Source organism: Nostoc sp. 106C (genome assembly GCF_002154725.1).
GTDB lineage: Bacteria > Cyanobacteriota > Cyanobacteriia > Cyanobacteriales > Nostocaceae > Aulosira.
Genome location: NZ_MTAW01000124.1, coordinates 26,185 through 41,665 on the forward strand (window position 1 = coordinate 26,185; position 15,481 = coordinate 41,665).

At 40.4% G+C, this 15,481-nt stretch carries 14 protein-coding genes, 1 tRNA gene and 1 pseudogene; 11 read left to right on the plus strand and 5 right to left on the minus strand.

Annotation, left to right across the window (positions count from 1 at the left end; translation table 11 throughout):
* Positions 1–9 precede the first annotated feature (9 nt).
* Together BV375_RS38740 and BV375_RS18070 are read right to left on the minus strand one after the other, a co-directional pair.
* Positions 10–144: a hypothetical protein gene (locus tag BV375_RS38740; protein ID WP_279432935.1), complete on the minus strand. Its 135-nt coding sequence runs from the start codon at positions 142–144 to the stop codon at positions 10–12.
* 3 nt (positions 145–147) lie between these two features.
* Positions 148–501, minus strand: a complete 354-nt coding sequence (locus BV375_RS18070; protein WP_086762835.1) for a class I SAM-dependent methyltransferase — start codon at positions 499–501, stop codon at positions 148–150.
* Positions 502–527: 26 nt separating this feature from the next.
* Here BV375_RS18070 and BV375_RS18075 point away from each other — a divergent pair.
* Positions 528–937 (plus strand): annotated as a pseudogene (locus tag BV375_RS18075) (LysR family substrate-binding domain-containing protein); the annotation flags it as partial.
* 114 nt (positions 938–1,051) lie between these two features.
* On the opposite strand, the gene BV375_RS18080 reads toward BV375_RS18075, so the two are convergent.
* Positions 1,052–1,615: an ISAs1 family transposase gene (locus BV375_RS18080; protein WP_086762837.1), complete on the minus strand. Its 564-nt coding sequence runs from the start codon at positions 1,613–1,615 to the stop codon at positions 1,052–1,054.
* 1,576 nt (positions 1,616–3,191) lie between these two features.
* Between BV375_RS18080 and BV375_RS18090 the strand changes: the two genes are divergently transcribed.
* The 6 genes from BV375_RS18090 to BV375_RS18115 all read left to right on the plus strand — a co-directional run bounded on the left by BV375_RS18090 (position 3,192) and on the right by BV375_RS18115 (position 9,106).
* Entirely contained in the window at positions 3,192–4,463 is a 1,272-nt protein-coding gene (locus BV375_RS18090) for a glycosyltransferase family 4 protein (protein WP_086762841.1), read from the plus strand.
* Positions 4,464–5,418: 955 nt separating this feature from the next.
* Positions 5,419–5,880 (plus strand): ribosome silencing factor, encoded by a 462-nt coding sequence (gene rsfS / locus BV375_RS18095; protein ID WP_086762843.1) that lies wholly within the window; start codon positions 5,419–5,421, stop codon positions 5,878–5,880.
* The gene (locus tag BV375_RS18100; protein ID WP_086762845.1) at positions 5,877–6,377 is read left to right on the plus strand and encodes a CGLD27 family protein; all 501 of its coding nucleotides are present in this window, start codon (positions 5,877–5,879) and stop codon (positions 6,375–6,377) included. The genes rsfS and BV375_RS18100 overlap by 4 nt, the downstream gene beginning before the upstream one ends.
* Positions 6,378–6,489: 112 nt before the next feature.
* On the plus strand, positions 6,490–7,443 hold the full coding sequence (locus tag BV375_RS18105; protein ID WP_086762846.1) for an asparaginase: 954 nt from the start codon (positions 6,490–6,492) through the stop codon (positions 7,441–7,443).
* 48 nt (positions 7,444–7,491) lie between these two features.
* A tRNA-Met gene (locus BV375_RS18110) sits at positions 7,492–7,568 on the plus strand.
* Between the two features lie 92 nt (positions 7,569–7,660).
* Positions 7,661–9,106: a DUF697 domain-containing protein gene (locus BV375_RS18115; protein WP_086762848.1), complete on the plus strand. Its 1,446-nt coding sequence runs from the start codon at positions 7,661–7,663 to the stop codon at positions 9,104–9,106.
* Between the two features lie 126 nt (positions 9,107–9,232).
* Here the strand turns inward: BV375_RS18115 and BV375_RS18120 are convergent, their stop codons facing one another.
* Both BV375_RS18120 and BV375_RS37670 read right to left on the minus strand, forming a co-directional pair.
* The gene (locus tag BV375_RS18120) at positions 9,233–9,484 is read right to left on the minus strand and encodes a hypothetical protein (protein WP_243713981.1); all 252 of its coding nucleotides are present in this window, start codon (positions 9,482–9,484) and stop codon (positions 9,233–9,235) included.
* A 323-nt stretch (positions 9,485–9,807) separates the two neighbouring features.
* Entirely contained in the window at positions 9,808–10,095 is a 288-nt protein-coding gene (locus BV375_RS37670; RefSeq protein ID WP_208099146.1) for a hypothetical protein, read from the minus strand.
* 444 nt (positions 10,096–10,539) lie between these two features.
* On the opposite strand from BV375_RS37670, the gene BV375_RS18130 reads away from it, so the two are divergent.
* The 4 genes from BV375_RS18130 (at position 10,540) to BV375_RS18145 (ending at position 15,219) form a co-directional block, all read left to right on the plus strand.
* On the plus strand, positions 10,540–11,682 hold the full coding sequence (locus BV375_RS18130; RefSeq protein ID WP_086762852.1) for a DNA cytosine methyltransferase: 1,143 nt from the start codon (positions 10,540–10,542) through the stop codon (positions 11,680–11,682).
* A 206-nt stretch (positions 11,683–11,888) separates the two neighbouring features.
* Positions 11,889–12,569 carry a deoxyribose-phosphate aldolase gene (gene deoC / locus BV375_RS18135; protein ID WP_086762854.1) on the plus strand — a complete coding sequence of 227 codons (681 nt, stop codon included), beginning with the start codon at positions 11,889–11,891 and terminating at the stop codon, positions 12,567–12,569.
* Between the two features lie 117 nt (positions 12,570–12,686).
* Positions 12,687–13,604, plus strand: a complete 918-nt coding sequence (gene recO / locus BV375_RS18140; protein WP_086762855.1) for a DNA repair protein RecO — start codon at positions 12,687–12,689, stop codon at positions 13,602–13,604.
* Positions 13,591–15,219, plus strand: coding sequence for an MFS transporter (locus tag BV375_RS18145; RefSeq protein ID WP_086762857.1), 1,629 nt, complete (start codon positions 13,591–13,593; stop codon positions 15,217–15,219). The genes recO and BV375_RS18145 overlap by 14 nt, the downstream gene beginning before the upstream one ends.
* Positions 15,220–15,481 lie beyond the last annotated feature (262 nt).

The following is a 15,481-nucleotide window of genomic DNA, read 5'->3' on the forward strand; positions in this document are numbered from 1 at the left end:
CTGGTGGAGTCAGTTGTAATAAGAAATTGCTCGATCTAGTTCTGATGCGATTGGTGCAATCATAAATCCACCCCAATCAGGACTACGTAAATCAACGATCCCTCCTGGTTTGAGAACTCGCATAATTTCTTGTAAACCTTTCATTAGTTAATGAAGATGCTCAAACAATACATGGAAAAAAACAGCATCAAAAGAATTATCTAAAAAGGGTAGGGCGTAGAAATTTGCTTCTTGGAAGTGAGTATTACCAACAGCTTGATTAATAGCGTTTTCAGCAGCAATAGAGATTTGAGCAGCTTCTCGATCAATACCTGTAACTGTACCAGGAGCTATTGCTCTTGCTAAACCCAAAGCGATCGTACCAGGGCCGCAACCACAATCTAGCAATTTCATCCCAGGACAAAGATCAGGTGTGAAAAAAGCCACATGACTATCTACAGTGCGATTTGCCATAAAATTGGTCGCATTGCTGGAATAGCCTGGAGTATATTTTTCTGGCATGGCTTTAACTACTTTCTAAGTATGTATTGGTTTTGTATGAGTTAACCACTACTCAGCAAGAGCAAGCTTTAAAAGATGGCCGTATTCATGTGGGTTTTGCCCATCCACCTTTGGAAGACAAAACTTTCTCTCAACAGTGCATTCAGCAAGAAGCTTTAATTGTGGCTTTGCTGGAGAGTCATCCCGTAGCTCAACAAAAATCTATAGCAGTGCGATCACTAGCTGATGAGTTTTTTATCGTGTTTCCTCACCATTTAGAGCCAGGGCTTTACAACCAAATTCTAAGTCTTTGCCAGCAAGCAAATTTCAGCAGCCCTAAAGTTACTCAATAAGCTAACCAGATGCAGACAATTATATTGAGCTGGTGTCAGAGGGAATGAGAATTGCGATCGTACCATCCTCTTTGCAAAATCTTCAAAGGGGCGGCGTAGTATACAGTGGTGTCAACTTAACGTGAAACCCGCTCTTGTGCAAGGTTTCGCCCTCACCCCCAGCCCCTCTCCCTGTGGGTGAGAGGAGCAAGAGATTTAGTTCCCCATCTCCCCTAGGGCTAATTCATTGTCAAAAGAGAAAAAAGCTGTTCGAGATCATGACACAGAAATCGAAGTGCTTTGGTCAGTGAGCGATAACCCTTTGCTCGGAGCAGATTAATCACGAAAGTACGCATAATTGACCAGTTAGTAGCAGCATTATAAGTACGAATGGGAGCAATATCTTCGCCAAAAACGACATCTTTGACCCAATGTAATCCGTTTTCGATGTCTCGATGTCCACGAATAGCATGAGCAAAGTTGATGGCAGATGCTTTGAGACTACTCAAGTAATAACTGAATGTGTGAAAATCTTGGCCATCTCTTGTACCCCGACGCTCAACGGCAATCAAACTTTGCGCCTTGTCCCAACTAGGGTCAATTCCACATAGTTGATCATAGACTCTGACAGTGCGTTGAACGACACGTCCACGTGTCTGTTCTAGTTGAGTGTTAATAGCAGTTGGGAGAAGTTTTTGTGTGAGGGTTCGTGCATAACTCAAGAGTTTAGGTTGATTGCCTTTAATGCCAACGAGGTCATCATTGCCACTATTGACAATTAACTGCACAGTTTTTTTTGACAATGCAAAGCGTCAAAGCTCAAAACCACATCTGTGAGGTTCAAAGTCTCTAGTAGTTGTTGTACGACTTTGATTTCGCTTTGTTCATTGTTCTCAAATTGCTTTAAGGCTATGACTACTCCTTGCTGATGACTATATACCGAAACAACATTGACAAAGTTTTGCTAGGACTGATTGTGTCCAGTGACTGTACTTTTGATTCCTTTGCCATCTACTGCTAACCACTCTCCCACTTGGATTTTAGTATCGACTTGCGCCCATCCCACAAAGCAGTCTGTGAGTTTTTCAGGCGTCTAATTGCTCAAACAGTCTGCGAAATGTCGAATCACGCCAGGTTACGCTTGTGTGTGACCCCTAAATGTTCACACAATCCTTGATAATGTCGCACACAAAAATCTTCTAGTGCCGCATATCCGTAGCATTGACTTAATGTTCCTAATATCACTAATAACAACATCACCCATAATGGATAACGTTTTCCACGTGCGGCACGATAATCTTCTATACCTTGTAATGCTGCTATCAAACTACTACTCATCTCACACTAAAATCTACTTAAGGTAGAGATGATTTCTAGTTTAATTTTTCTCTCACTACAATGAATTAGCCCTACCCTGGAGAAGGGGTTAGGGGATGAGGGCGCGAGGTATTTGTACAACGCCCGCCCTATATCGCTTTTAGCTTAAGTTGACACCAATGCGTAGTATATTGCCCCTTATACGAACAAACACCACTAGTAGAAACTTCTGTAGCATGGCAGCGAGAAAATATCATGCCAGATCCCAAGAAGTTTCTGCAAGTTGTAAGTAATATATGTGGTCAATCGATTAAAGAATTAATCTAATAAAATCTGCACCCTGATGGAGATTCGCTTAGTAAATCATTAACAATTCAGCACGAGAAATTTATATTTATTCACTTTTAAAACGCTATATTGATAGTCTATACAATTTGACAATATTCAAAGAAATAGCTATAGAGTTATACACAGTTAAGTCTAGATTATTGAGATCTAGAATTATTAGTAACTTCTCTGGCATTTAAACTCTCAACTCACTCTTTTATGATCTTCTTCAATTTAGCAGGCTCTTATAAAAAATTTGCCTTAATAAAATTTTAATAGTGGAGCTAAGTTTTCAACATATATTCACCTAATCTATACAGTGTATATCATGTAGTATTTTACATGATTGTTAGGCGTGTAATTGCTATATACTTACGCCTACTCTGTAAATTGAAATTTTGAGACTGCTAGGGCTAAAACTTCTTATCCCATATGCTTTTTATAACTTTATATAAAGTTAATTTGATAATTTTTTAAAGTATTTTTAACCAAGAATGAGAGAGATTATACTTAAGTAATACTACTCTGTATAAAAAACCAAAATTTATTTTTTATTAAAAAATGGATTAAGTATCATCTACGCATATGTCGTCAACTTTCACTCAATCTTTAAGGAGATTTTAATGACAGAAAAAGAGTATACAGAGAGAATTAATTAGGGTGCTTCAGAACGTCAAAAAATCTTGGGAAAAATATTGTTTTTGAATAAAAGCCAGATAATCTGACTAATTTGTTATGCGGATTTTGATTTACTCCTACAACTACTATCCAGAGCCAATTGGTATTGCCCCGCTGATGACGGAATTAGCAGAGGGACTGGTTAAGCGGGGACATCAGGTGCGTGTAGTCACAGCTATGCCTAACTACCCTGAACGTCAAATTTACCAAAGCTATCGGGGCAAGCTATATCTCACCGAATCCAAAAATGGAGTTCAAATTCAACGCAGTTATGTTTGGATTCGCCCACAACCAAACTTGATTGATCGGATATTGTTAGATGCTAGTTTCGTAGTCACCAGTTTTTTGCCTGCAATCATAGGCTGGCGACCAGATGTGATTATTTCAACGTCACCATCTCTACCTGTTTGTGTTCCGGCTGCTCTTTTAGGATGGTTGCGTAACTGTCCTGTGATTTTAAACCTTCAAGATATTTTGCCGGAAGCAGCTATTCATGTAGGGTTATTGAAAAATAAATTTCTCATCAAGCTGTTTACTAAATTAGAGAAATTTGCTTATCAAAGTGCTACTAAAATTAGTGTTATTGCTGATGGATTTGTAGAGAATTTGCTAAATAAAGGTGTACCATCTCATAAAATTGTGCAAATTCCTAACTGGGTTGACGTCAATTTTATTCGCCCTTTGTCTAAAGAAGATAACCAATTTCGTGAAATACACAATCTCAAAGATAAATTTGTAGTTCTATACTCAGGAAATATTGCTCTAACCCAAGGGTTAGAAACAGTGATTAAAGCTGCTGCTATGTTACGCCATATTCCAGACCTTGTATTTGCGATCGCTGGTGAGGCTAAAGGTTTGCAGAGATTGCAACAGGAGTGTCTCAATTATGGTGCAGATAATGTTTTGTTGCTACCATTTCAACCCCGAGAACATTTGCCACAGATGTTAGCAGCGGCGGATGTTGGTTTAGTTGTGCAAAAGAAAAATGTTGTATCCTTCAATATGCCCTCAAAAATACAAGTATTACTTGCCAGCGGACGGGCATTGATTGCATCTGTACCTGACAATGGTACGGCAGCAAGAGCTATTAAACAAAGTGGTGGCGGATTTGTTGTTCCTCCCGAAGATCCCAAAGCTTTAGCAAATGCGATTCTAGACTTGTACCAAAATCCGGAGAAAGTCAAAAATCTGGGTTATAAAAGTCGCCAGTATGCTGTTGAACAATATGCTTTTGAGCAAGCTTTAAATCAGTATGAAAACTTGTGTTACTCATTAACAGAGGATGCTCAAGTAATTAAATCCACAACTGTCTCGAAACAGGAAGTTTAATATTGCATAGCGAGTATCAGCTCCTGTCTAAGCATTAGCGGACAGGAGTATTTCGCTATGTTAAGTTTTAGCAAGCAATTTGAAGAAACTATTATCGCTTACTATTAACTGTATGTAACCAACCTCTACTAAGTATGAGTTGGCTATACTTTGTACTTATTTGGAGATAGTGCTTAAATCCTCAATCTAGGACAAGTATTTGATTTTTGAAATACACGTAGGAGAGCCACTGCGTTGATGTTAGCTTAGCAGTAGCAACTTAGGAGCGTCGGAGTTAGTTCCCCGTGGGACCCCGATTCCCGCACTTGTATACGTCCGGCGGGGGACTACTCTACCCTTCTCCTGCGGAGACGCTACGCGTAGCTTGCTTCCCCGTAGGGGTACGGAAATGGCTTTGGCGAACGAGAACGCTTAACGGCGAACCCGCAGAGTAATAACTGGCTTTGGGCAATGCTCACCCTATTAAGTGTACAAAATTTTTTCAAATATCAAACCTGATTCCTACGCAGGACTTTAATGCTAAATAATACCTTTGGGTGATAAAATATATAGCTTTAGGTTCACTGTAATATATTTCTCAAGATGTATTGTAAATTTGTAATTATTCATAGCCAATGTTGCTGCTTAAAAAGTGTTACTTGATTGATTTACGTACCATATCCATCGATAATTAGGTTTTGCTTGCAGAGTAAGCTTGATTAGCAACAAACCATCTTTGGTCTAAACAGAGATCAAGCAAGACATTTAGCACATGTACTTTTACTCTGCTTGGCTTCTATCCAAGTTTCTAACCCAATTAGCTAACTCATCTGGTTCTGCTTGATTGCTGAGTTCCAAATCCAAACAGACGATTTTTTTGTTAGTATGCAAAAAAACAGTTTAAACAGCTACAACTTAATTGGTTGTTAGGAATTGTAAAAAAATGTAACAAAAGGCATAAAGCACCTGAGGTTTAATGTCTGATTATTTCCAAGGAGATTTCCCAATACAATCCGTATCGTTGAAAAAGAGTGCGGCCACAAGCCCACAACCCCATATAGAAGAAGCAAGTAGAAAATTAGCGATAACTATTGCCGAAGCAGCATCAGACCGCAAAGCAGGAGAGATTTTATTGCTCAGAGTGGCGGATGTATCTTACCTAGCAGATTACTTTGTGATGATGACTGGCTATTCTAGGGTACAAGTAAGGGCGATCGCAGAAGCAATTGAAGAAAAAGTAGGAACTGACCTGCAACGACATCCCTTGCGAACAGCAGGTAAAGCAGAAGGTAGTTGGGTGTTGCAAGACTACGGTGAAGTGATTGTCCACATCATGATGCCCAAGGAGCGGGAGTTTTATAATTTAGAAGCGTTCTGGTCTCATGCAGAACGTCTAGAACTTCCAACATCCGATGACGGTGGGGGTAAGCCAAAATGATCAAATCCTCGGTTTTCAATTGCCCAGTTCCGACTGAACAACAACCACTTAATGAGTACGAAGAATTAAAAACATCTTGGCTGTTTCGTGATTGTGCCTTAAATTGGCGCGAGCAGATCGCGAAAATGCTGTGGATTTGGAGTTTATCGTGGGTGGTGGCTGGTCCAGTAGCAGCAGCCAGTTTTCCACCACATAAGCACATTGCCCAATTTATTCTTTGTGGCGCAGCAGGCGCGAGTATTGGAGTATTACTTTTACTAGTACGATTGTACTTAGGCTGGTTTTATGTGAGCGATCGCCTGTTCAGCCCAACAGTATTTTATGAAGAGTCTGGTTGGTATGATGGTCAAACTTGGACAAAACCAGAGGAAGTACTAAACCGCGATCGCTTAATTGCCACATATGAAATCAAACCTATTCTCCGGCGCTTGCAACTAACCTTTGCTGGCTTGGCAGGAATGTTTCTTGCTGGTAGTATAGTTTGGCATTTGTTGTAAATATTCATTGGTCATTAGTCATTAGTCATTAGTTTTAGACAAAGGACAAATGACAAATAACTCATGACAAACAAATAATAAAAAATAACCAAAAAGTGATAGATTTTAACCCATGACAATGGGAAAACGAACTCAAGCCGCAGCCTTGGAAGTCAGGTTGCTACGCGAAGGCATTATTGAATCGAAGCATATAGTCCAAGCTGTTGTATGCGACGAACGCGGGCGGGTTTTGTCCGTTGCCGGTAATGCTGAAACTGCTGCATTTGTCCGTTCAGCACTTAAACCATTTCAGGCTCTCGCAGTTACATCCACAGGTACGCTAGAACGTTACGACCTCAGCGATCGGGATTTAGCAATCATTACTAGTTCCCACAAAGCCAGCATTGAGCAGGTAAGACAAGTATTTAATATCCTGTGGCGGGCCGATCTCGATCCAAGCACGCTCCAATGCCCAATTCCTGAAGGTAAACGGAGTCCTCTAGAATACAATTGCTCTGGTAAACATGCGGGAATGTTAGCCGTTTGTCAACAACGCCACTGGCCTTTGACTAATTACTTGGAACGCAAACACCCAGTGCAACAGTTAATTCTCAGCAAGGTAGCAGAGTTGCTGCGAATGCCATCTGAGGAATTTATCGGCGTTCATGACGATTGTGGCGCACCAACTTATCTGATGCAAATTGGTCAGATGGCTTCTCTATATGCTTTGCTAGCTTCTGGTAAGACTTTGGATATGGAGCGTATTGTCCGTGCTATGACTCATCACCCCACAATGGTAGCTGGAGATGGAGAATTTGATACGGAACTGATGCGCTTAACCCCAGGGGAATTGGTTAGTAAAGCAGGTGCAGAAGGGGTGCAGTGCATTGGTAGGCTTGGGGAAGGCATGGGATTAGCAATTAAAGTCATAGACGGGGCAAAGCGAGCAAAATACGCAGTTGCTATTCACTTACTTCAGCAAATGGGCTGGATTACTCCCAGCGTGGCAGAAAGCCTAGCTGAAAAGTTTATGATTTTGGGAAAATACAAGCGTTTAGAAGTTATTGGAGAATTATCACTTTTGTAGTTGCCAAATCCTAGACTTTGCGGTTATACTAAAAAAGTGAAGAAACAACGCGGGATAGAGCAGCCTGGTAGCTCGTCGGGCTCATAACCCGAAGGTCAGTGGTTCAAATCCACTTCCCGCCACCAACTAGAAGTTAAAACAAATCCCTGCAATCTGTAAAGGTTGCAGGGATTTGTTTTATTCTGGAGTAGAAGCCGTCAAAAAAGCGCGGAGAGTCATGGTTGTGAAGTTGCAACGACCAATTTTAGTGGGAGGATTGGGACTGTCCTTTTCTCTGTGGATGTTAGACAGTTGGCACGAATCCATAGTGCAAGTCAGTGAGTTTGGTTTATTGAGTGCTTTGGCAGTCGGTGGTGGATTGTGGTTATTCCAGAAAAATCGCCCGAAAGCTAATTTAGAGCAGCCAGATAGTCTGCTTGTAGAGCGGGCAGATGTGGAAAGTGCGATCGCCAAAGCTGAAGCTGTAATTAACCAACTGGCACAAGAAGCAGAAAATCATACAGCCCTAGGGAATTTACGAGAACAAGTTACCCAATTACTTTTAGAAATAGATAGGCAAGAAATTAAACTAGCTGTTACTGGTGGCAAATCAGCGGGTAAAACCACTTTGATTGAAGTTTTAAAGTCTAGCTGGCAGGAAGAATTACAGCAAAAAATCAGCTTCCAAGAGACAGCGCCTTTATTTATAAAAGCTGGTGACAAGTTAGATATAGATGTTTTGGTAGAAGTACAAAAATCTGATTTCGTCTTGTTCCTCACCAACGGGGATTTGACAGATTCAGAATTTCAAACTTTACAGCAGCTAAAAGCCGCGAATCAGCCTAATATACTGGTCTTCAACAAACAAGACCAGTATTTACCTGATGAACGCGCTAGCATCTTGCTGTCATTGAAACAACGGATGCAGGAAAATTTAGTTGCAACATCCGCGTCTCCCATTCCTATCAAAGTACGGAAACATGAGACTGACGGTACGGTACAAGAATGGTTGGAACAACCAGCACCAGATATCCAGCCTTTGAAACAGCAACTGAGTGAAATTTTAGCCAAGCAATCACAGAAGTTAGTGTGGGCAACAACGATCAGAAAAGCTAAGTTGCTGAAAGCTGAGGCGAAAAACTGGTTAAATGACATCAGACGCGATCGCGCTACCCCAGCTATAGAACAATATCAGTGGATAGCTGCTGCTGCTGCCTTTGCTAACCCAGTCCCAGCGCTTGACGTTCTGGCAAATGCTGCCATTAATGCCCAGATGGTAATGGATTTAGGTAATATCTATCAGCAGAAATTTTCCTTGGAACAGGCGCAAACCGTAGTTGGAACAATGGGAAGTTTAATGCTGAAGCTGGGTTTAGTGGAACTTTCCACAAAAGCTGTTAGTACTGTTCTCAAAAGTAACGCCGTCACCTTTGTGGCTGGTGGCGTAGTACAGGGGGTAAGTGCAGCTTATCTCACCAGAGTAGCTGGGTTAAGTTTAGTAGAGTATTTCCAACAACAGGAAATAGCCCTAGATTCTGGTAATAATTTGAATTTGGAAAAGTTGCGGCAAACTTTACAAAATGTCTTCCAGCAAAATCAGCAGATGGCTTCTCTGCAAGGTTTTGTTAAACAAGGTGTAAAGCGTTTGTTACCAGAAGTTGCTGTTGAGAAAGCTGTAGGATAATTTCACGCAAAGGCGCGATGTTCTTTTTAGCGTCTTTGCGTGCAAATAATTTTAATAAATAGTCAAATTACAGGAATAGAAATTATAAAAGTATTGAGCAAATACTAATTCACAAATATTTTCAAATTAAAAGCTATCTAAATCATTGTCAGAGTATGCCGCGCCTACAAATGCTGGAATAGCCGCAGCTTGCTTCTCAATTAGCTCTAACAAGGCATTATTGCAGCGTTCTGCAATTTCTGGATATTTATTAGCATACCATTCTAGTGATGTGACAGCACAAGGGTCGCTAAGATCAAAGCCAAGTTTCATCAATTCTTCGGTTTCTTTTACAGCCAAATTAAAAATTGCATCAAGGTCAACGAAAGGTTCAGGCATATTTTAAATCCTTAGTTTCAATCCCTAATAGGGATTTTAATTATTTGGAACAAGAACCGTTGCAAGCTTTGCTTGGGTACAGGTTTCAATCCCTAATAGGGATTTTAATTAATTGGAACCGACCACAGTTGAAAGCATTGATATATTTGGTTTTCAAGGTACAGTTGCGTTAACTTGAATAAAATATAGCACTTTCAGGCTGAATGTATTTGGGCAAAGCAATATATTATGGCTTAAATCAATTTATATCAAAGCTTACAGAGTTTGCGTCAACCTTGACCTCTAGCATTTGCACTTATTTTTGATGCCGCATTGTATCTAAATTATTGCTGGGCTAACCTTTTAATATGGGCAATAATTTCCTCTTTGCCGATGATTGCCTCTAGCGGCACAAGCCAGCTTGGGTAAAGATAAACTTTATGATTGAACTGATTTGTTTTGCGCTTATCTAGAACCTTTCCCCAACGGTCAGGAAAAATAAACCATCTAGTACTCAACCTATTTGGAGGAATCGGAGGAATAGCACCCCATGCAAGCCTAGTTGCTGAACAATACCAAATAATGGCAGATGGGGGGTTAAACCATTGTTTGCTTTCAACTTCGCCACACATCCAGCCTTGGTAACCAACAGGGAGGACATGAGGGTCTTCAACCCGACTAGTTACACTTTTGACTGATATCCAAAATAACTTACGCTGATGATCAGTACTGTATACAGGAACATCTTCATCTGTACCAAATTCGGTAATGAGAGACTCTCCAGCATTAATACCGCGATTTCGTAACCCTATACGAACTATGTCAACTGCATGTTTTCCTAATCAAAGTAAAATCATCCTGATAACTAAAAATACCATTAATTAGTAACCTATAGTTATTGCCTCTTTTTTAATTGTTGATTATAGCTTTATTTAGCTATACAGTATTCAGATAATTGTTTGCTAAATAATTTATATAGATAGTTTAGGTTTATCAAATATCTGTATGTGTTTTTTGAAAAAAGTACTCTGCATTATAGTAGATAAAAATATATTTCAGAAATATGTATTTAGAAAATGACCCTCAGACCTTGTATATTCTCCTTCTTTTCTGGTTGCGGTTTCCTAGATTTAGGTTTTGAAACTAGCGGTTTTAATATTGTTTATGTCAATGAACTTTTTCCTCCATTCATTACTGCATACCGCTATTCAAGGGATATTCTCAACCGACCATTGCCTGAATACGGATATCATCAGGACGAAGCAGCAGACGTAACTAAACTTCTTGACGGGCAACAAGCACAACGCCTTTGGGAATTAGTTCAAGACTGCCGTAAATCTCATAATATTGTTGGCTTTATTGGCGGGCCTCCTTGTCCAGATTTTTCAATTGCAGGGAAAAATAAAGGACATTTGGGAGACAATGGTAAACTTTCCGCCTCTTATGTCGAATTAATTTGCCGTAATCTACCAGATTTCTTTCTATTTGAAAACGTTAAAGGTTTGTGGAGAACAAAAAAACACCGTTTATTTTTTGAATCTTTAAAGAAAAAGTTAAACCAGGCAGACTATATATTAACAGAGCGATTAATTAATTCTATTGAATACGGTGTACCACAGGATAGACAAAGAATTATTATTGTTGGCTTTCATAATAGCTTAATTAAGGAAATGGGCATCAAAATAGCTAGTGATAATTCACTAGCTGAAAACGTCTTTCCTTTGAAAAATTATATTTTATATCCTCAAGAAAAAGTCTTTGCTTACCCTTGGCGAAAATGCGAACCTTTTCAAGAAGATTCTGTAATTCCTTGTCCTGAAAATATTCCTCAAGAACTCACAGTTGAATACTGGTTTAGAAAAAATAATGTGTCTCAACATCCCAATGCTAGACATTATTTTCAACCAAGAGCAGGTATCAAAAAATTCGCTTCAGTTGATGAGGGAGATGATTCTAAAAAATCTTTCAAACGGCTGCACAGATGGCGCTACTCTCCAACTGCTTGCTATGGCAATAATGAGGTACATTTACATCCCTACAAAGTAAGAAGAATTTCTGTAGCGGAAGCTTTAGCGATCCAATCTTTACCTGCAAATTTCATACTTCCAGAAAATATGTCACTCACCAATATGTTTAAAACTATTGGTAATGGTGTGCCGTATTTAGCATCAAAGGCACTAGCTCAAAGTATTCTTAACTTTTTAGCAGCTGCTGTCTAAATTTCTGTTGGTCTGAATAAGGTGAAAGTGTCTAAGGTTAACTTAAGTACGTACGTGATTTGGGGCTATCTGCAAAGCCGACATCTAAGGACTATTCAGCAGCCTGGTTTTCAGGATAAACTCGTAATAAATATGGTTTAATATATATATAAGAAATGTTTTAATTTTTTATAAAGATTAATAATCAATAACTGGCAAAAGGCACGATGGCAGCAGACTATCCAGACATTGATATTGCGCCATTTATCGATCACGCCCTGTTAATGCCAACGGCTACCCCAGAGCAGGTTGAGCAATGGTGTGAAGAAGCAGACAGATTTCATTTTGCGGCGGTTTGCCTATCTCCCGCCTATGTGAAGCAAGCAGCGGAACTCCTTCACGGTAAAAACCCAAAAGTCTGTGCAGTGATTGGCTTTCCCACAGGAGCGACTACTTCAGCAGTTAAGCTGTACGAGGCTCAAGAAGCAGTGGAGAATGGAGCCACTGAACTAGATGTGGTGATCAACTTGGGCTGGTTAAAGGCTGGCAAAACTGAAGAAGTCCACCGGGAAATTGCTGAAATTTGTGAAGAATCCGGACAACCTGTCAAGGTAATTTTAGAAACCAACCTATTGACGGATGCGGAAAAGAAACTGGCAGCAGAAATCTCAATGGAAGCAGGGGCCGCATTCTTAAAAACTAGTACAGGTTGGAATGGGGGTGTGACGGTGGCAGATGTGCGACTTTTGAAGGAGATGGCACGAGAAAGGGTAGGAATTAAGGCCTCAGGCGGTATTCGTACTATTCAGCAAGCCCTAGAATTAATCTTGGCGGGTGCTACTAGATTAGGCACGTCTCGCGGTATCGATTTAATTCGTCAGCGTAATAACCCGGAAAAGGTGGAATAGTCATTTGTGTTTTGTACTCAGATCATAACTTGTGACTAATGTACGGGCGGTTTAAACGAAATATTGCGTCTGCCCTTAGATATGCGGGTTTAATCTGCCCCTACGGACTCTTGGCTAATGAGTAAAACTTATCAAGTAACTGGAATTAATCTTAAAGCCCAGGCGCTGGGAGAATCGGATAAAATAGTAACAATTTTGACAAGAGAGTTCGGTTTAATCCGAGCAGTTGCCCCTGGGGCACGCAAGCATAATTCTAGCCTGGGTGGTAGGAGTGGGATGTTTGTAGTGAATGAACTACTGATTGCTAAAGGGCGATCGCTCGATAAAATTACACAAGCGCAAACAATCAAAACTTATCCAGGTCTAACTAAAGATCTAGGTAAATTAGCTGCCAGCCAATATCTAGCCGAAATAGTTCTATGTCAAGCTTTGAGCGAACAACCCCAAGAAGAACTTTATGAGTTGCTTAATGAACATCTCAATCGGTTGGAGGCATTATCTCATACCGAAGCAAGTATTTTAGCTCATCTGTCTCATGGAGTGTTTCACCTTTTAGCTTTGGCAGGACTCACACCTCAAGTACAAGTCTGTTGTTTAACGCAACGTCCCCTGATACCAAATTTTACAGACCCCAACTGGCAGGTAGGATTTAGCATCTCTGCTGGTGGAACAGTTTGCCTGGAGACTTGGGAAGGCTTACGAAAACAAAGAGATAAGGAGAGAAAAATCAATTCTTCTGTTCCGCGATCGCCTCATTCTCCTACAACCTCTGCCTCCCCCATCTCTGGTTACCAAACAGTTGTGCATCGGCAAGAAATACCTGTGATTTCTAATCGCTTGAATGCTACAGAACTTGAGATACTCCAGCAGCTGTCGCAACCAGAGATAATGCTTATTAATGCAGCCAAAGATGATGGCTGGTTATCTGTTGAGCAAATTCTGCGCCAGTATGCTCAGTATCATTTGGGTCGTCCAATTCGCTCCGCCACTTTAATTGATTCTTATTTTGCTGCTAACCATGATGCAACCGTCTGATTTGGATAAAAAAATCTTGCCTTTGTCACCGAGTTACGCCAAAAAACAGAGTAGAGCATCAGATTCTACAGCACCTAGTCACTTGAATGCTGTTCCTAAGTCTCGATCCAGTCAAATCAATAACCACGAAATGTCCTCAAAAGATATTTCTCAAAATAATAAAAATTGGACATCGGAAAAATCAAACTCTCATGCCACTGAGGAACCTGGCAAACAATTAGCAGATACATCGTCAACCAAGACTGAGGCTAATAGCCAAGCAGCTATTACCTCAGAACAAGAACCACCGATTGTCAAGAAGCCTAACTCAGGGAAAGAGCAAGAATTAAGTGATGTTGCCAAGAAAGGGTTTTTACCTGTATTAAAAAACCCTAATTTCCTAGCTCTTTGGGGTGGTCAAGTTTTTTGCCAACTAGCAGATAAAGTTTATCTGGTGCTGATGATTGGCTTGATTAATACTCAGTTTCAAGCTAGTCATCAAAGCATTAGCGGTTGGGTATCAGCTTTAATGATGGCTTTTACAATTCCCGCAGTCCTATTTGGTTCCGTGGCTGGTGTATTTGTAGATCGCTGGTCAAAAAAGACGGTGCTAGTAGCAACAAATGTTTGGCGGGGGATTTTGGTATTGGCAATTCCCCTACTGTTATGGTTGACTCATGATTGGAAACCAGTGGGAATGTTGCCAGTAGGTTTTTTGATCATCCTCGGTGTGACTTTTTTAGTGTCCACGTTGACGCAGTTTTTTGCACCAGCAGAACAAACAGCAATTCCTCTAGTAGTGGAAGAGCAGCATTTACTCTCGGCGAACTCCTTGTACACAACAACAATGATGGCCTCAGTGATTGTTGGCTTTGCTGTTGGGGAACCACTATTAGCGATCGCCGATCAACTTTGGCTGCAATTGGGTGCAAGTGGGGGATTGGGAAAGGAAATTGTCGTAGGTGGTAGTTATGCGATCGCTGGGCTGATTTTAGGCTTTCTAGTAACTAACGAAAAACCCCACGACTCAGCAACAGAATTTCCTCATGTTTTCTCTGACCTGCGCGATGGACTACGCTATCTCAAAGACAATCATCGTGTTCGCAGTGCTTTAGTGCAACTGATCATATTGTTTTCCATCTTTGCAGCATTAACTGTTCTAGCAGTGCGGATGGCAGAAATAATTCCTAACTTGAAAGCCTCTCAATTCGGCTTTTTACTAGCAGCTGGTGGTGTTGGTATAGCTGCTGGGGCGACAATTCTTGGTCAATTTGGTCAACGCTTCTCTTACACTGGGCTAAGTCTGTGTGGTTGTATAGGTATGGCAGCTTCGCTGATTGGTTTATCCATATTTACAACACAGTTATGGATTGTCCTTTTGTTAATAGCACTTTTGGGCGTGTTTGGTTCACTAGTTGGTATACCTATGCAAACTGCAATCCAAACAGAAACCCCAGCAGAAATGCGGGGTAAAGTCTTTGGTCTACAAAACAATGTGATTAATATCGCCCTTTCGTTACCCTTAGCATTAGCTGGTGTGGCAGAAACATTTATTGGATTACAAGCGGTCTTTTTGGCATTAGCTGTAATTGTCTTTTTTGGGGGTATCTTCACCTGGTATAACTCTCATCGGTAGTTATTAATCATTACTTGGTCATAATTAATCATTTACTGAATGCTGAAGTTTTCGTGGTAGACTTAACTCAGCCTTAAGTCACCATAGTCTTAACTACGGGAGCATTGGGAATCTAGGTTAAATGAGATTTTATTAACTCATATCTATTAACCAATTCTCACTAGAATAACTAAAGCCATAAATAAAGTAGTGTTGTTTCGCGTATTTGAAAAAGTTGATTACGTAGTCTTTTGATCTGTTTGGAATTTTATCTTTATTCCCA

Bases quoted from the DNA above. Each gene is read 5' to 3' on its own strand.
- BV375_RS18090 (WP_086762841.1), top strand. From the start codon at position 3,192: ATGCGGATTTTGATTTACTCCTACAACTACTATCCAGAGCCAATTGGT.
- recO (WP_086762855.1), top strand. From the start codon at position 12,687: ATGAGTAAAACTTATCAAGTAACTGGAATTAATCTTAAAGCCCAGGCG.
- BV375_RS18115 (WP_086762848.1), top strand. From the start codon at position 7,661: ATGGTTGTGAAGTTGCAACGACCAATTTTAGTGGGAGGATTGGGACTG.
- BV375_RS37670 (WP_208099146.1), bottom strand. From the start codon at position 10,095: ATGTGTGGCGAAGTTGAAAGCAAACAATGGTTTAACCCCCCATCTGCC.
- BV375_RS18100 (WP_086762845.1), top strand. From the start codon at position 5,877: ATGATCAAATCCTCGGTTTTCAATTGCCCAGTTCCGACTGAACAACAA.
- rsfS (WP_086762843.1), top strand. From the start codon at position 5,419: ATGTCTGATTATTTCCAAGGAGATTTCCCAATACAATCCGTATCGTTG.
- BV375_RS18070 (WP_086762835.1), bottom strand. From the start codon at position 501: ATGCCAGAAAAATATACTCCAGGCTATTCCAGCAATGCGACCAATTTT.
- BV375_RS18145 (WP_086762857.1), top strand. From the start codon at position 13,591: ATGCAACCGTCTGATTTGGATAAAAAAATCTTGCCTTTGTCACCGAGT.
- BV375_RS18120 (WP_243713981.1), bottom strand. From the start codon at position 9,484: ATGCCTGAACCTTTCGTTGACCTTGATGCAATTTTTAATTTGGCTGTA.
- BV375_RS38740 (WP_279432935.1), bottom strand. From the start codon at position 144: ATGAAAGGTTTACAAGAAATTATGCGAGTTCTCAAACCAGGAGGGATC.
- deoC (WP_086762854.1), top strand. From the start codon at position 11,889: ATGGCAGCAGACTATCCAGACATTGATATTGCGCCATTTATCGATCAC.
- BV375_RS18105 (WP_086762846.1), top strand. From the start codon at position 6,490: ATGACAATGGGAAAACGAACTCAAGCCGCAGCCTTGGAAGTCAGGTTG.
- BV375_RS18130 (WP_086762852.1), top strand. From the start codon at position 10,540: ATGACCCTCAGACCTTGTATATTCTCCTTCTTTTCTGGTTGCGGTTTC.